The 20830-nt window shown below is 69.2% G+C and carries 24 protein-coding genes and 5 pseudogenes; 18 read left to right on the plus strand and 11 right to left on the minus strand.

What is annotated here, in order from left to right:
• The first annotated feature begins 135 nt into the window (after positions 1 to 135).
• The 3 genes from QFZ67_RS20830 to QFZ67_RS20840 all read left to right on the plus strand — a co-directional run bounded on the left by QFZ67_RS20830 (position 136) and on the right by QFZ67_RS20840 (position 1675).
• Positions 136 to 981, plus strand: coding sequence for a sulfurtransferase (locus QFZ67_RS20830; protein WP_307662583.1), 846 nt, complete (start codon positions 136 to 138; stop codon positions 979 to 981).
• A gap of 31 nt (positions 982 to 1012) precedes the next feature.
• Complete coding sequence (locus QFZ67_RS20835; protein ID WP_018101653.1) at positions 1013 to 1300, plus strand: DUF1416 domain-containing protein; 288 nt, start codon at positions 1013 to 1015, stop codon at positions 1298 to 1300.
• Between the two features lie 108 nt (positions 1301 to 1408).
• Positions 1409 to 1675 (plus strand): DUF3099 domain-containing protein, encoded by a 267-nt coding sequence (locus tag QFZ67_RS20840; RefSeq protein WP_307662584.1) that lies wholly within the window; start codon positions 1409 to 1411, stop codon positions 1673 to 1675.
• A 48-nt stretch (positions 1676 to 1723) separates the two neighbouring features.
• Here the strand turns inward: QFZ67_RS20840 and QFZ67_RS20845 are convergent, their stop codons facing one another.
• A complete protein-coding gene (locus QFZ67_RS20845; RefSeq protein ID WP_307662585.1) occupies positions 1724 to 2086 on the minus strand; it encodes a DsrE family protein in 363 nt (120 codons plus the stop codon).
• A gap of 255 nt (positions 2087 to 2341) precedes the next feature.
• Here QFZ67_RS20845 and QFZ67_RS20850 point away from each other — a divergent pair, with 255 nt between their 5' ends.
• The 3 genes from QFZ67_RS20850 (at position 2342) to QFZ67_RS20860 (ending at position 4467) form a co-directional block, all read left to right on the plus strand.
• Positions 2342 to 2914, plus strand: a complete 573-nt coding sequence (locus tag QFZ67_RS20850; RefSeq protein ID WP_307662586.1) for an FABP family protein — start codon at positions 2342 to 2344, stop codon at positions 2912 to 2914.
• 136 nt (positions 2915 to 3050) lie between these two features.
• Positions 3051 to 3488, plus strand: coding sequence for a Fur family transcriptional regulator (locus QFZ67_RS20855; RefSeq protein WP_307662587.1), 438 nt, complete (start codon positions 3051 to 3053; stop codon positions 3486 to 3488).
• Positions 3489 to 3501: 13 nt separating this feature from the next.
• Positions 3502 to 4467: a folate-binding protein YgfZ gene (locus tag QFZ67_RS20860; RefSeq protein ID WP_307665906.1), complete on the plus strand. Its 966-nt coding sequence runs from the start codon at positions 3502 to 3504 to the stop codon at positions 4465 to 4467.
• A gap of 74 nt (positions 4468 to 4541) precedes the next feature.
• Here QFZ67_RS20860 and dtd read toward each other — a convergent pair whose 3' ends face one another.
• Positions 4542 to 4967, minus strand: coding sequence for a D-aminoacyl-tRNA deacylase (dtd, locus tag QFZ67_RS20865; RefSeq protein WP_307662588.1), 426 nt, complete (start codon positions 4965 to 4967; stop codon positions 4542 to 4544).
• A 147-nt stretch (positions 4968 to 5114) separates the two neighbouring features.
• Between dtd and QFZ67_RS20870 the strand changes: the two genes are divergently transcribed.
• The 4 genes and pseudogenes from QFZ67_RS20870 to QFZ67_RS20885 all read left to right on the plus strand — a co-directional run bounded on the left by QFZ67_RS20870 (position 5115) and on the right by QFZ67_RS20885 (position 9030).
• Positions 5115 to 5756, plus strand: a complete 642-nt coding sequence (locus QFZ67_RS20870; protein WP_307662589.1) for an AmfC protein — start codon at positions 5115 to 5117, stop codon at positions 5754 to 5756.
• Positions 5757 to 5819: 63 nt separating this feature from the next.
• Positions 5820 to 6786: pseudogene (locus tag QFZ67_RS20875) on the plus strand (asparaginase).
• A 75-nt stretch (positions 6787 to 6861) separates the two neighbouring features.
• Positions 6862 to 8106 (plus strand): GNAT family N-acetyltransferase, encoded by a 1245-nt coding sequence (locus tag QFZ67_RS20880; protein ID WP_307662590.1) that lies wholly within the window; start codon positions 6862 to 6864, stop codon positions 8104 to 8106.
• Positions 8107 to 8156: 50 nt separating this feature from the next.
• A pseudogene (locus QFZ67_RS20885) lies at positions 8157 to 9030 on the plus strand (GntR family transcriptional regulator).
• 20 nt (positions 9031 to 9050) lie between these two features.
• Here the strand turns inward: QFZ67_RS20885 and QFZ67_RS20890 are convergent.
• Positions 9051 to 9191 carry a hypothetical protein gene (locus QFZ67_RS20890; protein WP_307662591.1) on the minus strand — a complete coding sequence of 47 codons (141 nt, stop codon included), beginning with the start codon at positions 9189 to 9191 and terminating at the stop codon, positions 9051 to 9053.
• Between the two features lie 158 nt (positions 9192 to 9349).
• Here QFZ67_RS20890 and QFZ67_RS20895 point away from each other — a divergent pair.
• Positions 9350 to 9728 (plus strand): annotated as a pseudogene (locus QFZ67_RS20895) (TetR/AcrR family transcriptional regulator C-terminal domain-containing protein); the annotation flags it as partial.
• 47 nt (positions 9729 to 9775) lie between these two features.
• Here QFZ67_RS20895 and QFZ67_RS20900 read toward each other — a convergent pair.
• A complete protein-coding gene (locus QFZ67_RS20900) occupies positions 9776 to 10747 on the minus strand; it encodes a zinc-binding dehydrogenase (RefSeq protein WP_307662592.1) in 972 nt (323 codons plus the stop codon).
• A 127-nt stretch (positions 10748 to 10874) separates the two neighbouring features.
• Here QFZ67_RS20900 and QFZ67_RS20905 point away from each other — a divergent pair, with 127 nt between their 5' ends.
• On the plus strand, positions 10875 to 11483 hold the full coding sequence (locus QFZ67_RS20905; RefSeq protein WP_307662593.1) for a TetR family transcriptional regulator: 609 nt from the start codon (positions 10875 to 10877) through the stop codon (positions 11481 to 11483).
• Between the two features lie 65 nt (positions 11484 to 11548).
• Positions 11549 to 12088 (plus strand): annotated as a pseudogene (locus tag QFZ67_RS20910) (AAA family ATPase); the annotation flags it as partial.
• A gap of 89 nt (positions 12089 to 12177) precedes the next feature.
• Here QFZ67_RS20910 and QFZ67_RS20915 read toward each other — a convergent pair.
• Positions 12178 to 12684 (minus strand): DinB family protein, encoded by a 507-nt coding sequence (locus QFZ67_RS20915; protein WP_307662594.1) that lies wholly within the window; start codon positions 12682 to 12684, stop codon positions 12178 to 12180.
• 162 nt (positions 12685 to 12846) lie between these two features.
• Between QFZ67_RS20915 and QFZ67_RS20920 the strand changes: the two genes are divergently transcribed.
• Entirely contained in the window at positions 12847 to 13302 is a 456-nt protein-coding gene (locus tag QFZ67_RS20920) for a carboxymuconolactone decarboxylase family protein (protein WP_307662595.1), read from the plus strand.
• A gap of 235 nt (positions 13303 to 13537) precedes the next feature.
• Here QFZ67_RS20920 and QFZ67_RS20925 read toward each other — a convergent pair whose 3' ends face one another.
• Both QFZ67_RS20925 and QFZ67_RS20930 read right to left on the minus strand, forming a co-directional pair.
• Complete coding sequence (locus QFZ67_RS20925) at positions 13538 to 13894, minus strand: YciI family protein (RefSeq protein WP_307662596.1); 357 nt, start codon at positions 13892 to 13894, stop codon at positions 13538 to 13540.
• A gap of 192 nt (positions 13895 to 14086) precedes the next feature.
• Positions 14087 to 14683 (minus strand): dihydrofolate reductase family protein, encoded by a 597-nt coding sequence (locus QFZ67_RS20930; RefSeq protein ID WP_307662597.1) that lies wholly within the window; start codon positions 14681 to 14683, stop codon positions 14087 to 14089.
• Positions 14684 to 14899: 216 nt separating this feature from the next.
• Here QFZ67_RS20930 and QFZ67_RS20935 point away from each other — a divergent pair, with 216 nt between their 5' ends.
• Both QFZ67_RS20935 and QFZ67_RS20940 read left to right on the plus strand, forming a co-directional pair.
• Positions 14900 to 15550: a TMEM175 family protein gene (locus QFZ67_RS20935; RefSeq protein ID WP_307662598.1), complete on the plus strand. Its 651-nt coding sequence runs from the start codon at positions 14900 to 14902 to the stop codon at positions 15548 to 15550.
• 302 nt (positions 15551 to 15852) lie between these two features.
• Positions 15853 to 17076, plus strand: a complete 1224-nt coding sequence (locus QFZ67_RS20940; protein ID WP_307662599.1) for a S9 family peptidase — start codon at positions 15853 to 15855, stop codon at positions 17074 to 17076.
• 254 nt (positions 17077 to 17330) lie between these two features.
• Here the strand turns inward: QFZ67_RS20940 and QFZ67_RS20945 are convergent, their stop codons facing one another.
• Positions 17331 to 17570, minus strand: a complete 240-nt coding sequence (locus QFZ67_RS20945; RefSeq protein ID WP_307662600.1) for a hypothetical protein — start codon at positions 17568 to 17570, stop codon at positions 17331 to 17333.
• A gap of 95 nt (positions 17571 to 17665) precedes the next feature.
• Between QFZ67_RS20945 and QFZ67_RS20950 the strand changes: the two are divergent.
• Positions 17666 to 18020: pseudogene (locus tag QFZ67_RS20950) on the plus strand (transposase); the annotation flags it as partial.
• A gap of 300 nt (positions 18021 to 18320) precedes the next feature.
• On the opposite strand, the gene QFZ67_RS20955 reads toward QFZ67_RS20950, so the two are convergent.
• The 3 genes from QFZ67_RS20955 to QFZ67_RS20965 form a co-directional block, all read right to left on the minus strand.
• A complete protein-coding gene (locus QFZ67_RS20955; RefSeq protein ID WP_307662601.1) occupies positions 18321 to 18779 on the minus strand; it encodes a hypothetical protein in 459 nt (152 codons plus the stop codon).
• 483 nt (positions 18780 to 19262) lie between these two features.
• On the minus strand, positions 19263 to 19475 hold the full coding sequence (locus QFZ67_RS20960; protein ID WP_307662602.1) for a bleomycin resistance protein: 213 nt from the start codon (positions 19473 to 19475) through the stop codon (positions 19263 to 19265).
• Positions 19472 to 19963, minus strand: a complete 492-nt coding sequence (locus tag QFZ67_RS20965) for a VOC family protein (RefSeq protein ID WP_307662603.1) — start codon at positions 19961 to 19963, stop codon at positions 19472 to 19474. The genes QFZ67_RS20960 and QFZ67_RS20965 overlap by 4 nt, the downstream gene beginning before the upstream one ends.
• Before the next feature lie 614 nt (positions 19964 to 20577).
• Here QFZ67_RS20965 and QFZ67_RS20970 point away from each other — a divergent pair.
• On the plus strand, positions 20578 to 20790 hold the full coding sequence (locus QFZ67_RS20970; protein ID WP_307662604.1) for a hypothetical protein: 213 nt from the start codon (positions 20578 to 20580) through the stop codon (positions 20788 to 20790).
• The last annotated feature ends 40 nt before the right edge of the window (positions 20791 to 20830 follow it).

The following is a 20830-nucleotide window of genomic DNA, read 5'->3' on the forward strand; positions in this document are numbered from 1 at the left end:
AGCTCGACTCCCGTATCCCCCGGGCCCATTGACAGTTGTCAGGGCCAAACCCTGTGCCGTACGCCGCGCGTCCGCGTACCAGCACACCCCTCTCTTCGCATCACCCGCCGCACACTGCCCCGGAGGAGAAAGAGCATGAGCCGCAGCGACGTCCTGGTAGACGCCGACTGGGTCGAGGCCCACATCGACGACCCGAAGGTCGTCATCGTCGAGGTCGACGAGGACACCTCCGCGTACGACAAGAACCACATCAAGAACGCCGTCCGGATCGACTGGAAGTCCGACCTTCAGGACCCGGTCCGCCGTGACTTCGTCGACCAGGAGGGTTTCGAGAAGCTCCTGTCCGCGAAGGGCATCGCCAACGACGACACCGTCGTTCTCTACGGCGGCAACAACAACTGGTTCGCTTCGTACGCGTACTGGTACTTCAAGCTCTACGGCCACGACAGCGTCAAGCTCCTCGACGGCGGCCGCAAGAAGTGGGAGCTGGACTCCCGCGACCTGGTCGACGGCGCTCAGGTGCCCGAGCGAGCCGCGACCGAGTACAAGGCCAAGGCCCAGGACACCTCGATCCGCGCCTTCCGCGACGAAGCCGTCGCCGCGATCGGCAACGAGAACCTGGTGGACGTGCGCTCGCCCGACGAGTTCAGCGGCAAGCTGCTCGCCCCGGCGCACCTCCCGCAGGAGCAGTCGCAGCGCCCGGGTCACATCCCGAGCGCCCGCAACATCCCGTGGTCCAAGAACGCCAACGACGACGGCACCTTCAAGTCGGACGACGAGCTCAAGGAGCTCTACGCCGAGGAGCAGGTGGACCTGACGAAGGACACGATCGCGTACTGCCGTATCGGTGAGCGCTCCGCGCTCACCTGGTTCGTGCTGCACGAGCTGCTCGGTATCGAAAACGTCAAGAACTACGACGGCTCGTGGACCGAGTACGGCTCCCTCGTCGGCGTGCCGATCGAGCTCGGCGCCAACAAGTAACCCTCTCCTCCGACCCTGAAGGACTACCCCTATGTGTGGAGCAAAGGCCGGCGGCCCCGACGCTTCGACGATCAAGCCCGGTGAGACGACGATCCAGGGCAGCGTGACCCGTGACGGCGAGCCCGTCACCGGCTACGTCCGCCTGCTGGACTCGACCGGCGAGTTCACCGCCGAGGTCCCGACCTCGGCGACCGGACAGTTCCGCTTCTACGCGGCCGAGGGCACGTGGACGGTGCGCGCTCTCGTTCCGGGCGGCACGGCGGACCGCACGGTCGTCGCGCAGACCGGCGGCCTGGCTGAGGTAGCCATCGCCGTTTGATTCACCATGTACCGGCCGAAGGGCCGCACGTACCGGCCGAAGGGCCGCACCCCAGGGGGTTGGACGCCACTGGAACGGGGTGCGGCCCTTCGGTCGTACGCTGGAAGCATGTACGCGCGACGTCGCCACGCCTACTTTCTGCTGATGGGGACGTGCCTGGCGCTCTTCGTCTCCGCCTGGGCCGTGGTGCGTCTGTGGTCCGTTCCCGTCGCCGTCGGCATGTGCGTCGTCGCCATGATCATCCCGCCGTTCGCCGCGATGGTCGCGAACCGGCGCGGGCCCGAGGACCGCTGGTGGGACGACCCGTCCGGGGACCCCAAGTCCGACGAGTGGTGGGACGAGCTGGACGGCAAGAAGCGCCGGAACAACCAATGAGCGCCGTCAGTAAATGAGCCGTCAGCAGCCGTCGGTGAATGAGCGCCGTCAGTAGACGAGGGCCTGGACGCCGTCCGGCATGATCTCGCTGACGAAGACCTGCGCGCCCGCGATCCGTACGCCGTCGAGCACATCCTTCTCCGTGATGTCGCGCCGCACCGCGCACTGCGTGCACAGCGTGATCTGCCCCGCCGCCTTGATCGACTCGATCAGATCCGGCAGCGGCGCCGCATGCGGCAGTTCGAACTCCGCCGCCCGTCCCGGCAGTGCGAACCACGCGGACTCGCCGGTCAGCCAGAGCGACACCTCCACCCCGCTGGCCACGGCGACGGCCGCCACCGTGAAGGCCTGCGAGCAGCGCTCGGGCGCGTCCGCGCCGGCGGTCACCTTGATCACGAGCTTCTTCGCCATGCACCGAACTCTAATGGGCGGCCCGTCACGGACACCTCGCAGAGAGGGCGCGGCACCAACCCATTAGGCTGGGCCACGGCCCTTTTACCGCCCACCGCTCATCCCGAGGAGCACCCCGTGCTTGTGGCATTCTTCGAAGCCCTGCTGGTTCTGGTCTGTGTCGGCGTCGCCGCCTTCGCCGGTCTGACGGTGAAGAAGCTGTACCAGGGTCAGCGCTAGTCACACTCGTATCTCTACAGATCGCCAGAGCTGCTCATGATCGAGATTCCGTCCGACCTGAACCCGGACCTCGTCCCCCTCGCCTTCCTCCTCGGCAACTGGGAAGGCGTGGGCGTATCCGACTTCCCCGGCGCCGAGAAGTGCAACTTCGGCCAGGAGGTCACCTTCAGCCACGACGGCCGGGACTTCGTCGAGTACGTCTCGCGCACGTGGGTGCTCGACGCCGAGGGCAACAAGGTCCGCCCGCTGGAGTCCGAGTCCGGCTACTGGCGTATCGACTCCGACCGCAAGATCGAAGTCGTCATGGCCCGTGACCAGGGCATCGTCGAGATCTGGTACGGCGAGCTCGCCGACCAGAAGCCGCAGATCGACCTGGTGACGGACGCGGTGGCGCGCACCGCGGCCTCCGGCCCGTACAGCGGTGGCAAGCGGCTCTACGGCTATGTGAAGGGCGACCTGATGTGGGTGGGCGAGAAGACCACTCCGGAGGTCCCGCTGCGGCCGTACATGTCGGCGCATCTGAAGAAGGTCGTCTCCCCGGAGCAGGTCGAGGCGTGGGCCAAGGACCTCGGCGACCTCCCCGACGACGGCATCGCCTTCTTCAAGTAACCCGAACTTCAAGTAACCCGAAGCCGCTCCAAGGCTCCTTCGAGGTACGACGGGTAGCCATGGGCGAGGCGGGCAGCCATGGGGGCCGAGCGCCAGTTCGGGCCCCCATGGCTCAGGCCCCGCCTACACTGGACGCGTGGTGAGCACCGACTGGAAGAGCGATCTGCGGCAGCGCGGCTACCGGCTGACCCCGCAGCGCCAGCTTGTCCTCGAAGCCGTCGACACCCTTGAGCACGCGACGCCCGACGACATCCTCTCCGAGGTCCGAAAGACCGCGTCCGGTGTGAACATCTCCACCGTCTACCGCACCCTGGAGCTCCTCGAAGAGCTCGGCCTGGTCTCCCACGCCCACCTCGGCCACGGCGCCCCCACCTACCACCTCGCGGACCGCCACCACCACATCCACCTGGTCTGCCGGGACTGTACGAATGTGATCGAGGCGGATGTCGCGGTCGCCGCCGACTTCACCGCGAAGCTGCGCAAGACCTTCGGCTTCGAGACGGACATGAAGCACTTCGCGATCTTCGGCCGCTGCAAGAAATGCGCCGCTGAGGCTTCAACTACCGAGTCGTAGGCTTGGGCCCATGATGAAGAGCCCTCTGCTGTCCCTGCCCGGTGCGGTCGCTGCCGAAGGACGAGACGAAGGAGTCGCCGCGCACTACGGCGATCTGTTCCGCGAACAGCGCGCCCTCGCGGACGGCTCCGGCCTTGTCGACCTCTCGCACCGCGGCGTTGTCACTGTCACCGGCGACGACCGGCTGAGCTGGCTGCATCTGCTGCTCACCCAGCATGTGAGCGACCTCCCGGCGGGCCAGGCCACCGAGGCGCTGATCCTCTCCGCGCACGGCCACATCGAGCACGCCCTGTATCTCGTCGACGACGGCGAGACGGTCTGGGCGCACGTCGAGCCGGGCACGCAGGAGGCGCTGATCGGCTACCTGGAGTCGATGAAGTTCTTCTACCAGGTCGAAGTGGCCGACCGTACCGAGGAGTTCGCGGTCGTGCACCTGCCGGCGGGCTCCATCGCTCAGGTGCCGGACGGCGTTGTCGTACGGGAGACCCCGCACGGTCGCGATCTGTTCCTGCCGCGCGCCGACCTCGAGTCGTACGCCGCCGGGAACGGCCCGGTCGCCGGAATCCTCGCGTACGAAGCACTGCGCATCGAGACCCACCGCCCCCGTGTCGGCTTCGAGACCGACCACCGCACCATCCCGCACGAACTGGGCTGGATCGGCACCGCCGTTCACCTCGAGAAGGGCTGCTATCGCGGCCAGGAGACCGTCGCGCGCGTCCACAACCTGGGGAAGCCGCCGCGGCGGCTGGTCTTTCTGCACCTGGACGGCAGCGAGGTGCACCTGCCGGGCCCCGGCACCCCGGTCCGGCTCGCGTCGGAGGGTGCGGAGGGCCGCCAGCTGGGCTTTGTGACCACGTCTGCCCGTCACCACGAGCTCGGCCCGATCGCGCTGGCGCTGATCAAGCGCAATGTGCCGGTGGACGCGGAGCTGCTGGCGGGCGACACGGCGGCCGCGCAGGAGCCGGTCGTCGAGCCGTGAGCCGGGGCGCTTGAGCCGGCCGTCGAGCGTCGAGCCGGCCGTTGAGTCCTGAGTCCTGAGCCGGCCGCCGAGCGCTAGATTTCCACGATCACCGTGAACGGGCCGTGGTTGGTGAGCGAGACCCGCATCTCCGCCCCGAAGCGGCCCGTCTCCACCCGCGCCCCCAGCGCCCGCAGCTGCGCCACCACCTCGTCGACCAGCGGCTCGGCCACATCGCCGGGCGCCGCCGCGTTCCAGGTGGGGCGGCGGCCCTTGCGGGCGTCCCCGTAGAGAGTGAACTGAGAAATCACCAGCAAGGGCGCATTCACATCCGAGCAGGACTTCTCGCCCTCCAGAATCCGGACCGACCAGAGCTTGCGGGCCAGCTGCGCCGCCTTCTCCCGGGTGTCCTCGTGGGTGACTCCCACCAGCACACACAGCCCTTCGCCGACGATCTCGCCGACCGTCTCGCCCGCCACTACGACGCTCGCGCCGTCGACCCTCTGCACCACTGCACGCATACAGACCAACCTATCTGGGGCTGAACGGGTGCAGAGCACCTGCGTCGGGAGGTTCCGGAGTGGCACCATGCAACAAGGCGGTGCTTCCCCTCGGTCCTTCGGGCCTGGGGAGACCTCATGCACCGGTCGAGGGGACGGACAACGCACATGAGTACATCTGGCGCCGGGCAGCCGCCCGGTCCCGTATCGATTCCCGTATCGGCTTCCACGTCGATTCCCGCTTTCCCGGCACCCGTGGCCTGTGCCGAGCGACCGCCCCAGCAGCGCAGCACGGGCGCCCTGCCGGAGCCGCCGCAGCACGACCTCCCGACCCTGCGGCTGCCGGAGCTGCGGACGCTGCGCCGGGACTCGCACCGCGACGAGGCGGACCTCAGCTATGTACGCCGGCTGCTCCAGGGCCGGATCGACATCCTGCGGGCCGAGCTGGCCCGGCGTACGGCCCCTCAGACCCCGGTCCTCCCGGAGGCCACGGTCGTCGACCGCCTGTCGGAGATCCTGGCCGACGCTCCGTCGCGGCACCGCTCGTCCGCCCGCCATGTGACGCTCTCCACGCCGCACAGCGAGGAGTACCGGCGGCTGGCCGCCGACATGCTCTCCGAGGTCGAGCTCTCCGACCTGGACGCCCGTACGGACGAGGAGCTGCACGCGGCCATGGGACGGCTGATCCGCTATGAGCAGCAGGTCTCGCGCCGCCGTCAGCTGCTGCAGCGGACGGCCGACGATTGCAGCGCCGAGATCGCCCGCAGGTACCGTGAAGGCGAAGCACAAGTAGACGACCTGCTCACCTGAAGCGATTCCGACTCCTTCGAACCGATCCTTCCGGGAGCGGGCCGCTGCCCCGGAAGGCCGACGATGAGCCCCACCGCCGCCAGCACCGCCATACCCCCGGTCCTCGCCGAAGTCGTACGTTCCGGCTTTGTCGAGGGCCATCACCGCGGATCGCTCGTCGTCCTGGCGGCGGACGGCAGTGTGCAACTCGAGCTCGGTGACCCGTACGCGCCGGTCTTCCCTCGCTCCAGCAACAAGCCCCTGCAGGCCGCGGCCGTACTGCGGGCCGGGCTCGCTCTCTCCGGCGAGCGCCTGGCGCTGGCCGCGGCGAGCCACTCGGGCGAAAGCTTTCACCTCGATCTCGTACGCAAGATGCTCGCCGAGCACGGGCTGTCGGCGGACGAACTGCAGACCCCGCCGGACCTGCCGCTCGACCCGGTCGAGGCCGAGGCGTATCTCGCCAGGGGCCAGGTCCGGGACCGGGTGGCCATGAACTGCTCCGGCAAGCACGCGGCGATGCTCGCGGCCTGCGCGCTGAACGGGTGGGACCGGACGAACTACCTGGACCCCGCGCACCGCGCTCCAGCAGCTGGTCCACGCGGTGGTCGAGGACACGTCCGGCGAGCGGGTCGCGGCCGTCGGCACGGACGGCTGCGGCGCACCGCTGATGGGGATCAGCCTGACCGGCCTGGCGCGGGCCTTCCGCCGCTTCGTGCTCGCGGAGCCGGGCTCGGCCGAGCGCCGGGTCGCGGACGCGATGCGCGCCCACCCCGAGTACGTGGCGGGCACCCGCCGCCCCGACACCTGGCTGATGCGTGAGGTGCCGGGCGCGCTCTCCAAGATGGGCGCGGAGGCGGTCCAGGCGGTGGCGCTGGCGGACGGCCGCGCGCTGGCCTTCAAGGTGGACGACGGCGCGACGCGGGCGCTGAGCCCGGTGCTGGGCCGTGCGCTCGAGGTGATGGGAGTGGACTCGCCGGTGGTGGGCCGGATCGGGCACGTGCCGCTGCTGGGGGGCGGCATGGAGGTGGGAGCGATCCGCGCGGCGTTCTGATGCATTTTTCCTGGTCGAATCCCCTGGTCGAAACTCGGATGCGGGCCGGTCGGCGTTCGGCCTAGCGTGGGCCGCATGAGCGTCGAGACCCGCGTCATCACCGAGTCCGAGTACCCCGACTGGCTGCGGGCCCTGAAGACCGGATTTCTGCAGCCGCCGGTGGTCTCGGAGGAAGAGGCCATCTCGCGCAGGGCGCACACCGACCTCGCGCGGGTGCGCGGCGCGTTCGACGACGGCCGTTGTGTGGCGACGTACCGCTCGTTCGCGCAGCAGCTCACGGCGGTGGGGGGCGCCGCGCTGCCCGCGAACGCCGTCTCCAATGTGACGGTCTCGCCCACACACCGCCGCCGCGGCCTGCTCAGCCGCCTGATCACCGCCGACCTCGCCGAGGCGAAGGAGCGCGGCGACATCGTGTCCACGCTGATCGCCGCGGAGTACCCGATCTACGGGCGGTACGGCTACGGTCCCGCCGCCTGGATCACCGAGTGGGCGGTCGACGTCCCGCGCACGGGCCTCGACCGGCGCTTGTCGGGCCCGGACCATGGCGGCCGGATCGACCTGGTGGACGCCACGGACGTACGCAAACTCGGCCCGGAACTGCATGCACGGCTGGCGGCCAGGCAGCCGGGCGTGGTGAGCCGCGACGAGCGCTGGTGGCAGCTCAACACGGGCCAGGCGCAGCTGCCGAGCCAGCCATGGACGGAGCCGTTCTACGCGGTCCACCGCTCGGCGTCCGGCGAGGTCGAGGGCCTGCTCGCCTATCAGTCGGACGACAAGTGGGGCGACGCCAAGCAGCCGCTGAACACGGCGACGGTACGCGAGATGCTCGCGCTGACGCCGGCGGCGGAGCGTGCCCTGTGGCACTACGTCTGCTCGGTGGACTGGATCACCACGGTCAAGTCGGGCTACCGCGCCCCGGACGACCTGCTCCCGCTGCTGCTCCCGGACCCGCGGGCGGCGAGGATCCTGACGCAGGCGGACTTCTTGTGGGTGCGGATCCTGGATGTGGTGCGGGCGCTGGAGGCGCGTACGTACGCGACATCCGCGACCCTCATCCTGGACGTCCAGGACACCGCCGGCCTGGCGGGCGGCACCTTCCGGCTGGACGCCTCACCGGAGGGCGTGGCCTGCGTGCCGTCGACCGAGTCGCCCGATCTGACCTTGGGCGTACGGGAGTTGGGTGCGCTCTACCTGGGCGACGAGTCGGCGGTCCGGCTGGCGGCGCTGGGCCTGGTGGACGAGGGGACGCCCGGGGCGGCGGGGGTGGCGGACGGGGTGTTCCGTACGCCGAGGCGGCCGTGGTGCCCGGACATCTTCTGACGTCTGCCACACAACTGCCTTGGACCGAGGTTGAGTTGCAGCGTTGGCGTGTGGACGGCGATGGTACGGCACACAACACCGGGCGACACTCCTTCCAGAGCGTGGCGGACGTGCTGCGCGAACGCATCCGCACGGGTCAACTGAGGGCCGGCGAGAGGATGCCGACACAGGCCCAGCTGGCTGAAGAGTTCGGTGTGGAGCGTGGCACCGTTCGGCAGGCCCTGCGGAGCCTGCATGACGAGGGGCTGATCACAGGTGTGACCAAAGGCAGCCCGCCCCGCGTCGCGCCGCCCGAGGTCGCACGAGGCGGTGACGCACCCGAGCCGTTCAAGGTGGCCCTGGGAACCCGCCTCACCGAGGCGTTCTCGGCCCGCGAGGTCCGTATCGACGCCGTCTGCCTGACGGCGGAATCCTTGTTGCTCGCGCTCGGGGAGCCGCTGCTCATGATCCACACAGGCCGCGTCAGACCGTCCACGGTGGAAGTCCGCATCCTGCTGCCCGAGCGGGACAACGACCTCGCCTTCCCGTCCCCGCTCGGCGCCCCGGAGGACGATCAACGGCTTCACCAGCGCTGGCTGGCGCAGCGCAACGCACAGGGGCAGGTGCTGCGCCACAACCTCATGTCCCTTCGCGACGATAGGCTGCGACGTCAATCTCACCTTCCGCACCCTGCCTTTCACCCCGCCCGTGAAGCTCTATCTGCTGAACGGCTCGGAGGCGCTTTTCGGCTGCTACACCGTCAAGCGGCGCGAGGAGCAGATCGACGACGGGCCGGTCGAGATCTACGACGTGCTCGGCAGCGATTGGACGCTCTTCCCCTTCGAATCGGGCCGAGGCGAGCGGGACGATGCCTTTGTGGCGCAGTCGCAGGCGTGGTTCGACGGGCTGTGGGACACGAGCTCTTCGGATCTGACACTCGGCTGACTCGGCTGACTCGGCGGAAGTCACGCGACGAGCATCACCAGGATGATCGCGCCGATTCCGGTGCACGCGGCGTTCCTGGCCTTCACGCCGATGCTGAGGACCGACCATGTCGGCGTGCAGGCCGACCGGGTGGCCCGTCGTGAAGTGAGCCCTCGGAGCATCAGCCTGAGACTGCTCCTGCCCAGTCGCGAACCGAGGCCGGCATTCCCGGCCGCGGCCGATGACCCAGCGGACGCGCGCCCGCACGAACGCTGGGCCACCATGGTCGAGTTCCACACCGGGCGACTGCGCGAGAAGCTTGTTGCGCTGCGCCGCGGCGGTCTCCGGCCCGCCCGCCACGCCCAACTCGGTGGCCTGGTGGGAGCGGGGCCTTGCCGCGCTGGAGGAGACGGGGCTGAGCGCGGGCGAGAAGAACTCGATGATCCTGCTGGTCAGCGGCTTTGTCCGGAACGAGGCGCTGCTGATGGCGGACCTGGGCGCGGCGATCGAGGCGAGCGGCGGCTCGCCGGAGGAGGTCATGCGCCCGGTACGCGACCACCCTGAAGCGCCTGGCGGACCCGGCCCGCTATCCGGCGGTGGCGCGGATGCTGGAGTCCGAGGTGATGTACGAACCGGACGAGCCGGACTTCGAGTTCGGCTTCGGCCTGGACCGCGTGCTGGACGGGATCGAGGTCCTGATCCGCAAGCGGCGGGGGTGAGGGGCGGGGGTTGCCCGCTCCCTCCCTGTCCCCTCACCCCCACCCGTTCACGTCGTCAGCAGCACCTTCCCACGCAACCCCCGCCCCTCGATCGCGGCGTGTGCCTCCGATGCGCGTTCCAGGGGGAACTCGCCGCCGATCACCGGGTGCAGGCGGCCCGACGCTGCCTCCGTCAGGGCCTTGGCCGCAAGGCGGGCATACTCCTCGTCCGACAGCTGGACGTCGCCGATGCCGAGCAGTTTGATGCCCCGGCGCTCCGCCTCCGCCGCGTCCACCGGGGCGAAGTCGCCCGTCGGCGCGCCGTGGGCCGAGAAGCGGCCGCCGTCCGCCGTCAGGGGGAAGGCCGCCAGGCCCAGTTCGCCGCCGACGCCGTCCAGGACCACGTCGGCGCCCGACGGGCCGAGGGCCGTACGGGCCAGGGCGACCCAGTCGGGGGACGTGGCGTCCACCACCGCGTCGGCGCCCAACTCCCGTACCAGGGACGTCTTCAGCCCGCCCCGCGCCACCCCGACGACCTCCGCACCCACGGCCTTCGCCAGTTGGACCAGCAGCGTGCCCATGCCGCCCGAGGCGCCCAGGATCAGCACCCGGTCGCCCGCCCCCAGGCCGGTGGACTCCAGGAGCGCCGTCGCGGTGACGCCGTCGTGCACCAGGGCCGCGGCCTCGCGCAGCTCCAGGCCGTCCGGGACGGGGACCAGCTTGGCCGCGGAGGCCACCGCCTGCTCCGCGTAGCCGCCGGTGAAGCCGAGCGAAGTGATCACGCGGCGGCCGATCCACGCCTCGTCCACCCCCTCACCGACCGCCCGGACCGTGCCGGCGATGCCGCCGCCCGGTACGTATGGCGGCTGGACCGCGAAGTGCTCGCCGAAGGCGTCGGACCGGATCTGTGTCTCCACGAAAATCGTGTCCACCACGGAGACGGCGACGACCGCCTCGCCCGGACCCGCAACCGGATCCGGGACCTCGGTCGTGACCAGTACCTCCGGGCCGCCGAACTCCTTGACCTGTGCCACGCGCATGCCGTCCACTCCTCAATTCGATTGCTTGCTGGAAGTCTGAAACCTCAAGCACGGTTGAGGTCAACTGGCCGGCTGGTCAGCCGGCCAACTGGCCGCCGGTCGGCAGTGGGTGCGTACGCTCGGAGGCATGAGCGGTGAGATGGGCCTCCGGGAACGCAAGAAGCGGCAGACGTACCAAGCGATCTCGGACGCGGCGATCGCCCTCTTTCTCGAGAAGGGCTTCGACCGGGTCTCCGTCGCCGAGGTCGCGGCCGCCGCCGACGTCTCCAAGCCGACCCTCTTCCGCTACTTCCCCGCCAAGGAGGACCTCGTGCTGCAACGGTTCGCCGATCACGAGGACGAGGCGGCCCGCGTCGTCGCCGCCCGGCCGCCCGGGATCTCCCCGCTGGACGCCCTGCACCGGCACTTCCTCGACGGCCTGGAGCGGTTCGACCCGGTGACCGGGCTCAATGACGACGAGGGTGTACTCGCCTACCACCGGCTGCTGTACGGGACGCCGAGTCTGGTCGCTCGGCTGTACGCGTACCAGGGCAGGTCGGAGGATGCGCTGACCGCGGCCCTCGGCGGCGGTCTTCGCGCGCGGCTGGCCGCCGGTCAGATCGTCGTCGTACAGCGGATCCTCGCCGAGGAGAACTGGCGGCGGATCGCGGCGGGCGAGAGTGCCGACGCGGTTCGCCCGGGCGCCGTGGCTGCCGCTCGGCTCGCCTTCGACCAGCTGCGCGAAGGCCTCGCATAGTCACTGACAGAATCACTAACGGGCCTCGGTTAAATATGTGACTCAGTTGCGTTATTCTCGACGGAATGACGGCACTCGACGATGACCTCAGCCAGGACCTGAACCAGGAACGGACCTACCACGAGGCCTGCCGCGCCGCCCTCACCGGCATGGTCGACGCCGCGGCCACCCGCGTCGTCACCGGCGAGAACGCATTCGCCTCCGGCGCCGACGCCGAAGTCCTCGGTTATCAACTCCGCAGCTGAACCAAGGAGTTGGCCGAAGAGTCGGACAGTCCGCTCTTCTTCGGCCGCCTCGACCACCAGGACGGCCAGAGCTACTACATCGGCCGCCGCCGCATCACCGAACACCCCTCCGCCCCGCCCCTCGTCGTCGACTGGCGCGCCCCCGTCTCGCGCACCTTCTACCAGGCGAGCGCACGCGACCCGCAGGGCGTCGCCGTCCGCCGCCGCTTCGGCTGGGCCCCGTTCAGCAAGGGCGACCCCGGCGACCTCACCAGCCTGGAGGACGAGCGCCTGGCCGCCGGGGAGTCGGCCACGAGCGCCATCCTGGCCGGAGAGATCGAGCGCCCCCGCGTCGGCCCGATGCGCGACATCGCCGCCACCACCCGGGCCGTCTCCCGGCTGGACGTGCTGCACATCCGCGCGCTGCCGCCCGAATTCGGCCTGAGGTAAGGCGAGTTGGCCTCAGTCCGTCAGACGCCGACCGTTCCGTCGATTCCCTCGCGGAGGAAGTCGGCGTGGCCGTTGTGGCGGGCGTACTCGTGGATCAGGTGCAGCATCACCAGCCGGAGCGACACGTCCTCGCCCCACTTGGCCTGGTAGCCGGTCACGTCGAGCGACGGGGCCCGCTCCTCGATCCGGCGGGCGTGCTCGACCTCCGTCTGCCAGGCCTCGAACGCCTCAGCGCACGTGGACTCGCTCGCGTCGTACGCCACTTGGTAGTCGCCCTCGTCCGACCAGACGTACGGGATGTCCTCCCCGTTGATCACCCGGCGGAACCAGGCGCGCTCCACCTCGGCCATGTGCCGCACCAGACCGAGCAGGGAGAGTGTGGAGGGCGGCATCGACTGCTGGCGCAGTTGCTCGTCGGAGAGGCCTTCGGTCTTCATGGCGAGCGTCGCGCGGTGGTAGTCGAGGAAGGCGCGCAGCGTCTCGCGCTCGCCTGCGGTCAGGGGCGGGCCTACGCGTTCGACGGTCACGGCGGATTCCTTTCGACGGCAACGGTGACTGTGACGGCGACGGCGACGGTACAGCGCGTGAAGAGCTGAGCCCCGCCGGAAAGTTGTTGTGGTGCGCCTGTCACATTCTCCCGTCGCGTTCCGTCGGTGTAGTGACGACGAACTTCCTGAGGGAGAGCAATCATGCAGGCACGGATGAACAACCCCGTAACGATCATTCCCGAGGCCCTGCCGGCCATCCTCGACCTGTTGAAGACGACGCGGAAGGGCGGTGTGCCGGAGTCGACGCTCGAGCTGGTCCACCTGCGCGCCAGCCAGATCAACGGCTGCAGCTACTGCGTGGTCGGGGGCGTGGCCAGTGCGAAGAAGGGGGGCGAGACCGATGAGCGGCTGCACGCGGTCGCGGCCTGGCGCGAGGCGCCGTTCTTCAACGACGCCGAGCGTGCCGCGCTCGCGCTCACGGAGGCCGCCACCCGGCTGGCCGACCGGCCCGACGCGGTACCGGACCAGATCTGGGACGACGCAGCCGATCACTACGACGAGCAGCAGCTCGCGGCCATCATCCTGATGATCGGCGTGACCAACCTCTTCAACCGCCTCAACGCCACGACCAGGCAGCCCGCGGGCGCCACTTGGTAGTTGAGCGGCTGTAGTTGAGCGTCGGCGGTCGAGCGCCGGCACGCGAGGGTCGACGCTCGATCAGCGCCGGGCGGCGTGGTCACCGCGAGCTGTCGCGGTGACCAGCCGCCCTTCGCCATGTCTGAAGGTCAGCCGACGTCCTGTGCGTGGTCGAGGCTCAGCCGGGCGCTGTTCGTCAGCGAGGCCACGGTGACTGCTCAATTCAGCCGCATGGGGCGGGGCAAGCCCGGCCTGATCAGCCCTCGGCGATCTCGCGGACCTCGGCGGTGACGGTCCAGTGCTCCGGATGCACCTGCAGGAACCGCTTGGCCCACTCCACAGCCTCGGCCTTGTCCTTGGCCTGGATGATGGAGTAACCGCCGATGACTTCCTTGCTCTCGGTGAAGGGCCCGTCGGTGTAGCGGAGCTTGCCGCCGGACCAGGTGACCCGGGTGCCCTCGGACGTCGGGGAGAGCCCGGCCGTGTCCAGCATGACCCCGGCCTTGGTGATCTCCTCGAACAGCGCGCCCATGCGCTCATCGAACTCGGGGCCGTTGGCCTCGGCGGGGGCGTTCTGCTCGTCGATGTGGATCATCGTCAGGTAACGCGGCATGGTGACTCCTCGGTCGGGAGGACGGGGCTTTCCCTGCCTCTCATCCATGCGTCGAACGGCAGAAGGCCGGATCGACAGCTCCCCCGGAATTCTTCAGAGAATTTTCCGGGGCGACCACCGGAGTGGTCCGGTCCCGGGGCGTCCCATCCGGCCGAGCGGTATCGCGGCCGCGTGTAGCCCCGGCGGCCCGGCCTACTCCTTGGCGACCGGCCGGTAGGTGCACACGTGCACGCCCGTGCCGCTGGTGACAGTGGAGACCAGCTCGAGCGTGCGTAGCGCACCGTCGCTGGGGAAGATCGTCTTGCCGCCGCCGAGGATCACCGGCTCGATCATGAGCCGTAGCTCGTCGACCAGGCCCTCGCTGAGAAGGGTGCGCGCGAGGGTGGGGCTCCCCATGACCAACAGGTCGCCGCCGTCGGTCTCGTGCAGTTCCCGGATGCGGGCGACGGCCTTGTCGCCGGGGATGCGCGTGGTGTTGTCCCACGTCAGCTCGTTGTCGCCCAGCGTCTGGGACACGACGTACTTCGGGATGGCGTTCATCCGGTCGGCGAACGGGTCACCGGCCCGCTCCGGCCACGCCGCGGCCATCGACTGCCACGTACGGCGCCCGAACAGCAGCGCCTCGGCCTTGGTCAACGCGCCGTCGAAGGCACCGCCCACCACCTCCGGATCGAAGAACGGGTGCGACCAGCCGCCATGGGCAAAGCCACCGTCGGTGTCCTCGTCGGGTCCGCCCGGCGCCTGCACGACGCCGTCCAAGCTCATGAACTCACTGATGACGATGCGCATGGGACTCGCTCCTCTTTCTCGCTGCAGGGGTACGGCGATGGAGACTGTCGCGCCGCTCCAAAATCATCGCACCCGGCTGGAGTCCGAGACAGGAGTCCGGGGCCGTCGCTCGACGTCAGCGACCGCCTCCGTGCAGCCGCCCCGATGGCGGCAGTGTGCCGTCATCATGGGCTCAATCGGAGGATTACGGGGCATTTGACCCTAGGGTGGGCTGTTGTGAACGGCCATCAGCGGGTGCGGGACGACGAGGGGAGCGCGGCCCGACTCCTCGCGCTGTCGGATGGCGTGTTCGCCATCGCGATGACGCTGCTGGCGCTGGACCTCACGCTGCCCGCCGGGCTGGACCCCGCCGGTTTCGAGCACGCGCTCGGGGATGTGATGCCCAACGTGTGGGCGTACGCCCTCAGTTTTCTGGTCATCGCGGCGTTCTGGCGGGGCCACCACCAGATCTTCCGGTACGTGCGGGAGGTGGATGGGACGGTCATCAGGCTCGGGCTGCTGAGCCTGGGGCTGGTCGCCCTGATGCCCTTCCCTACCACTCTGCTGGCCGAGTACGGGGACCTGTCGCAGTCGGTGGCCGTCTACTCCGGCGCGGTCGCGGCCATGGGCGCCACACAGCTCGCGCTGGCGGTGGCACTGTGGAAGCGCCCGTGGCTGGGTAGCGCGGCGCTGCCCGATCCAGTCGCACGCAACGATGTGGCCGATCTGGCGGCGACGGTCCTGGTCTTCGCCGTCGCCGTGCCGCTGGCCTTCGTCTCCCCGACGGGCGCGAAGCTGTGGTGGGCGATGCTGATCCCGGTCAAGTCGGTGACGGGCAGGCGGGGCAAGCGCCTGCGCGCGGCCGCCCAGCAGCTCGGCGCCCGGTAGGACTCCTGCCTCCGCGCGGTTGTGGCACCCAAGGATTGTGTGAAGCGCCGTTCGGGGGATCGGTGGGTGTCGCGGAGAGGGGCCCGGAGGCGCGGCTCGTACTTTCGGTTGGCATGACGTACGTATCGAGTGATCGCGCATCCGGCCCCACGCGCCGCACCGCGCTTGCCGGGCTCGTCGGTGGGGCCGGGGCCGTGCTGGCCGCTGGGTGCACCCCGTCGGGCGCGGCGCCCGCGAATGCGCCCACTCCGAGTCGCACGGCGTCGGCCCCCGCCTCGGCGGGCGGTCCCACGCCGGGGGTGATGACACTCTTCAAGGACCCGGCCTTCAACTTCAACGGGCTCCTCGCGCTCGGCGGGTCCGGTTACGGCGCCGGTGAGGTGGGCGAGGTGCTCACCGCCGTGAACGCGATCAACAAGGCCGGCCTTTCCGCGCAGACGTACACAGAGGCCTTCAGGAAACTCGGCGATCAGCTGATGGAGGCGCCCCAGGGCAGCAAGCCCGGGACGGAGACCACACGCTTCCGTGCGCTGCGGGCCGCGCAGTACTACGGCCAGGCGCTGTTCTTCGTCCTCGGCTCCGACGACCCCGGCAGCGAGGAGCAGCTGTACAAGGCCGGGCGCGGCGCCTGGGACAAGTTCTGTGAGCTGTGCGACCCGGCGCCGGTGACGGCGAAGGTCCCGTACGGGAAGACCCCGCTGCCTGTGTGGTTCTTCCGGCCGGCCGACTCCGGCGGGCGCCGCCCCACCGTGATCCTCACCAACGGCAGTGACGGACAGAACGTCGACATGTGGACCTACGGCGTCTCGGCCGCTCTGGAGCGCGGATGGAACGCACTCGTGTACGACGGGCCCGGCCAGGGGCAGCTGCTCTTCGTGGACCGGGTGGTCTTCACGCCGCGTTGGGAGACCGTGGTCACGCCGCTCGTCGACTGGCTGGCCGCCCGCTCGGACGTGGACAGGGGCAAGATCGCCCTGACCGGGCTGAGCATGGCCGGGAACCTGGCCCCCCGGGCCGCGGCCTTCGAGAACAGGATCGCCGCTCTGGTGGCGATGCCCGGCACGCTGTCGCCGTGGCTGGGCTTTCCTCCGGAGCTCCGGGAGATCCTCACCCCGGAAAAGGAGGAGACCAACAATGTCTGGAACAAGGAGGTTGTCCCCGAGCTGCCTCCGTCCGCGGCCGCGACGATGAAGAAGCGCATCGAGCCCTTCTCCGTGCCGGCGATGCTCGACGCCCGCGAGGGCAAAATGTTCACCGACTTCTACACCCCCGCCAGACTCATCGAGTCGCTGGACATCACGAACGTCGTGGGCCGCATCAAGACGCCCACGCTGGTCCTCGACTACGACTACGAGCAGTTCTATCCCGGCCAGCCGCGCCAGATGTTCGACAAGCTGACGGCTCCCAAGGACTACGTGAAGCTCACCACGGCCACCGGCGCGCAGCTGCACTGCTCCCCGATGGCCCCGCAGCAGCACTGCGAGGTCGTCTTCGACTGGCTGCAGGAGAAGCTGTCAGGCAGCTGACTTCTGTGCAGCTGCGGGTCCATGGGTGCGCTGCTCAGCGGGGAGATGCGGCGACCCGTACGCGGTGGCGCGGGTCTGGCAGACCTGCTCGGCCGTCAGACCGGGCGGTCGGCCTGGCCGCTGCCCGGCGCACGACAGTTGTCCTGTCTCATTGAAGCTGCTCGGATGTTAGGCCCCCCGACCAGGTCAGAGCAGTTTCCGTTGAGACTGGCGGAACCGGGTGTGTGTCATCCAATCTGCTTCATCGTGCAGCTTTACTGGCCGCGTCTCACGGAATCTGCTCCACGTGGTACGTCTTCACCGAAGACCTCCGGGGTGGGCCGCAGCAGGTGCCGGTAGGGGGACGGGTTGAAGCGCTCGCGTAGTTCGTCGAGGACCCACTTGGTGAAGCCCGGATAACTCCTGTAGTGCGAGTACGGGTGCCAGTGGAAGTAGGGATTGACGGTCCTTCGGATCTCTTGGACGAATAGCTCGATGCCGGGTGTGCTCTCCATCAGCCAGCAGAAGTCGGCCGGGACACCGAGAAGTTCGAAGGGCTCACGCGGAGTGCTTGCCGGGAGGTGCTCATCGAGGATGAGTGATCGTGACCTCGTCGTTCGTGTTCCTGAGGGTCCGTCTGGCAGGACGCCGGCCGAAACCCGCGGCCGACGGCACCATCCCGGCCACATGGCTGATCGCGCAGTGGCCCCCGGACCACAACGAGCCGGTCAAGTACTGGATCTCGAACCCGCCCGCCGACATTCCAGCCCGCGACCTGGTCCGGCTCGCGAAATTACGCTGGCGCATCGAGCACGACTACCGCGAGCTGAAGACCACCCTCGGGCTCGACCACTTCGAAGGCCGGTCTTTCGACGGCTGGCACCGCCACGTCACCCTCGTCACCGCCGCCCACCTGTTCCCTGACCGAACAGCGGACCTGCCCAAAAGCCCCTGCCAGGGCCTGACCCTCTACCAGGACCTGGACCTGATCCAACAACTCCTGGCCACCTGGACCGGCACCTGCCCCACCTGCCGACAAGCCACCCCATGGCAGCCCTACGACACCACCTGACAAAGCCCTACTAGAGTTGTCGTCAGCGGGAAGGCGCGCGGTGTCCGCCCTTCGTGCTCGGGGCGTGGGCCGCCCACGGCGCGGTCGAGACGTGGGCCGATTGCCCCGAGATCAGGGCGCTCCCAGGGATGTCGCGCAGGCCCGAGGCTGCGCCGACCCACCAAGCAGGTCAGATGGTGGCGGCGAATCACGGCTACTGATCCCATGCGGTCACCAGGCCGTAGGTGACCAGGCCGAAAACAAAGTGCGGTACCACGTCCGAGGCCCAGTCGCCGGCTGACCAGGTGCGAGGATCGCTGACCCCGAGGCGGGCAATCGGCACGTCGGCGACGACCATCACCAATGCTCCGGTAAGAGCCCCTCCCAACCACAGGGGCATCCGAGCGCCTGCCCGGTGGACCAGCGCTACAGCGGCGCCCGTCCCGCATCCCACGGCGACACCCGTCACCGCTGCGAGACCGATGAGCCGGTTGCCCTTTTCGGCCGAGTCCCGGAGCGGAAGCCCCATCCGGGTAGCGATCGTGTCCACCAAAGTTTCCGGCACACTGCTGGCGGGCCTGCCGCGCAAAGCCATGTCGGCATAGGACACGGCGTTCAATGCGGTCGTCCCCGCGGCCCCCGCGGCGCAGCCGCGCACAATGGTTCGGATCATGCTCCACGCAATCCCCGCCGCTGCCCGCACCCAAACAGCACAGGCACCAGCCCACTCGGATCACGGACGACGTGCAGCCGACTGGACGGCGCCTCTCGCAGCACGGCGGCCACTGGCTCCCCGGACCCGGCCTGGCCGTGGTCGACGATCGTGCAAAGGGACGGCTTGCGCTACGGCGCCGACGCTGCCGATATCGCGCCGTCCAGACCGGACTTCGGATCGTCTCGACAGCAGCACCGAGCCGGCCTGCCCCCCCGCGCCCGCGGCCCTCGACGCGGACACGCGGTAGGGCCCGCTACTCTTCTTCGCTTGGCGAGTGCCTCTTTCGCCACACGTACAGGACCCTCAGCAAGTCCTACCGTTGCAGCTCAGAGGGACTCTGCTTTCTCGATCACCTATCGGACAGCACCTCTGGTGAAAGCCCAAGGTTAGGCATATGAGGGGGCCGATGTCCTTGCAGAGAGACGCCCTCGTAGTCGGCCATTATCGCAATAGTGCTTCCATGTGGCGCGCGGCGTCGTCGGACGCCTCATCGGGTGTCCGGCCGTTCTCACGGGCGACCATATACGCGGCATACCAGTCCCACCAGTTGTGCTCGGGGGCGGATGCCTCGTACGGGCCATGGTGCTCCGCCGTCTCGTGCAGAAGTTCTGTCAACGCGGCTACGTCCACGGCAAAAGCCTCCTGAGTCGTCACCGTCCAGGTAGTCGCTCCTGCACCTCTTGCAGTACCCACCCGTTTCCGTCCGGGTCGCTGAACGAGGCGTAGGAGGCGTAGCTGCGGCCGTCTGGATCGCGGCCGTCGACCCGTACTTCAGCGCCGGTGTCGTAGACCTTGTGGAAGATCTTGCTTACCTCAACACCGCGGCTGGCGAGGTCGGCGCGGGCTTTGTCGAGGTCGAAGACCACGAGGTAGCCCTCTGCGGATCCAGGCGCCGCGGAGATGACCCCGCGGCCGAAGATGATCGAGCATTCCGACCCAGGCGGCGTCAGCTGAACGATCCGGAATTCTGGGCCGGCCTCGAAGTCCGCATCGAGCCGCCATCCCAGGCTCTGGTAGAAGCGCAGGGCACGGTCGACGTCAGCGACGGGGATAATGTGGACCTCGATCTTCATATCCACGGTCGGCTCTTTGACGCCGCCCTGTGCGCCGCCCTGTGCGCCGCCCTGCTCTTGAGTGCTCATATCGTTCTCCTGCGCCCGATGCCCAGAAATCCATGAGGACGACGTGGCCGCGCAGCCCTGGGCGGCCGAGCGGCTCGGTATTGACGCCCCGCCGCGCGAGGGCATGTGTCGTCGGTCGGGCACGGTCTACCGGAGGGAGCGGAAGGCCGTGCGCAACTCTTCCACGAGGAGTTCCGGCTGCTCCCAGGCGGCGAAGTGCCCGTCCTTGGGCAGCTTGTTGCAGTGTCAACCCCGTGCCACCTACATCTCCACGTTAGACCGATGGGGTACACGATGCACCCGGGAAGAACCCCGGGGTGCGTCCCGTGGCTGCACCGCCGGGGGTTTGGACTTCCTAGGAAGCGGTGGCACGGGCCCACCCGGATGTCGAGAATTCGTAAACGCACTAACCTCGAACCTTCGTGACGGGTCGTGAGTTCTTTCGGCGGCCTGATTCGGCTGGCCGGACTGGTAGTGGACAGACTGCGGGCCCGGATGTCGCGTCGGGTGGGCACCGGATTCCACTGCTCCGGCAGGTGCTGCCGATTCGTCGGGGTGAGGTGTTGCCGGTCGGCCGGGGCCGGGAAGGGCTTCGAGTCGCTGGATCCGGCGGTGATGACATCGGTCCAGGGCCAGTGGATGAGCTGATTGAGCTGCAGCGCGCAGCGAACCGGGCGCGCGAAGAAGCGACGGAACACGGCTACTCGTCGGAAGCGTGGCGGCCGTGGCTGGACGCGGCCGAGGCGCTGACGGCTGCGATCACGGCGCACGCGGCGGCGACCGGGCAGAACCGGCACGACGTCGAGGTTGGGCTGAAGCGGCGGGCCCGGGAGTCGGGCGAGGGCTGACGGTCAGGGATCGAGGGGTTGACGCTTCCAGCCCGATGAG

Source organism: Streptomyces sp. V1I1, from assembly GCF_030817355.1.
Taxonomy (GTDB): domain Bacteria; phylum Actinomycetota; class Actinomycetes; order Streptomycetales; family Streptomycetaceae; genus Streptomyces.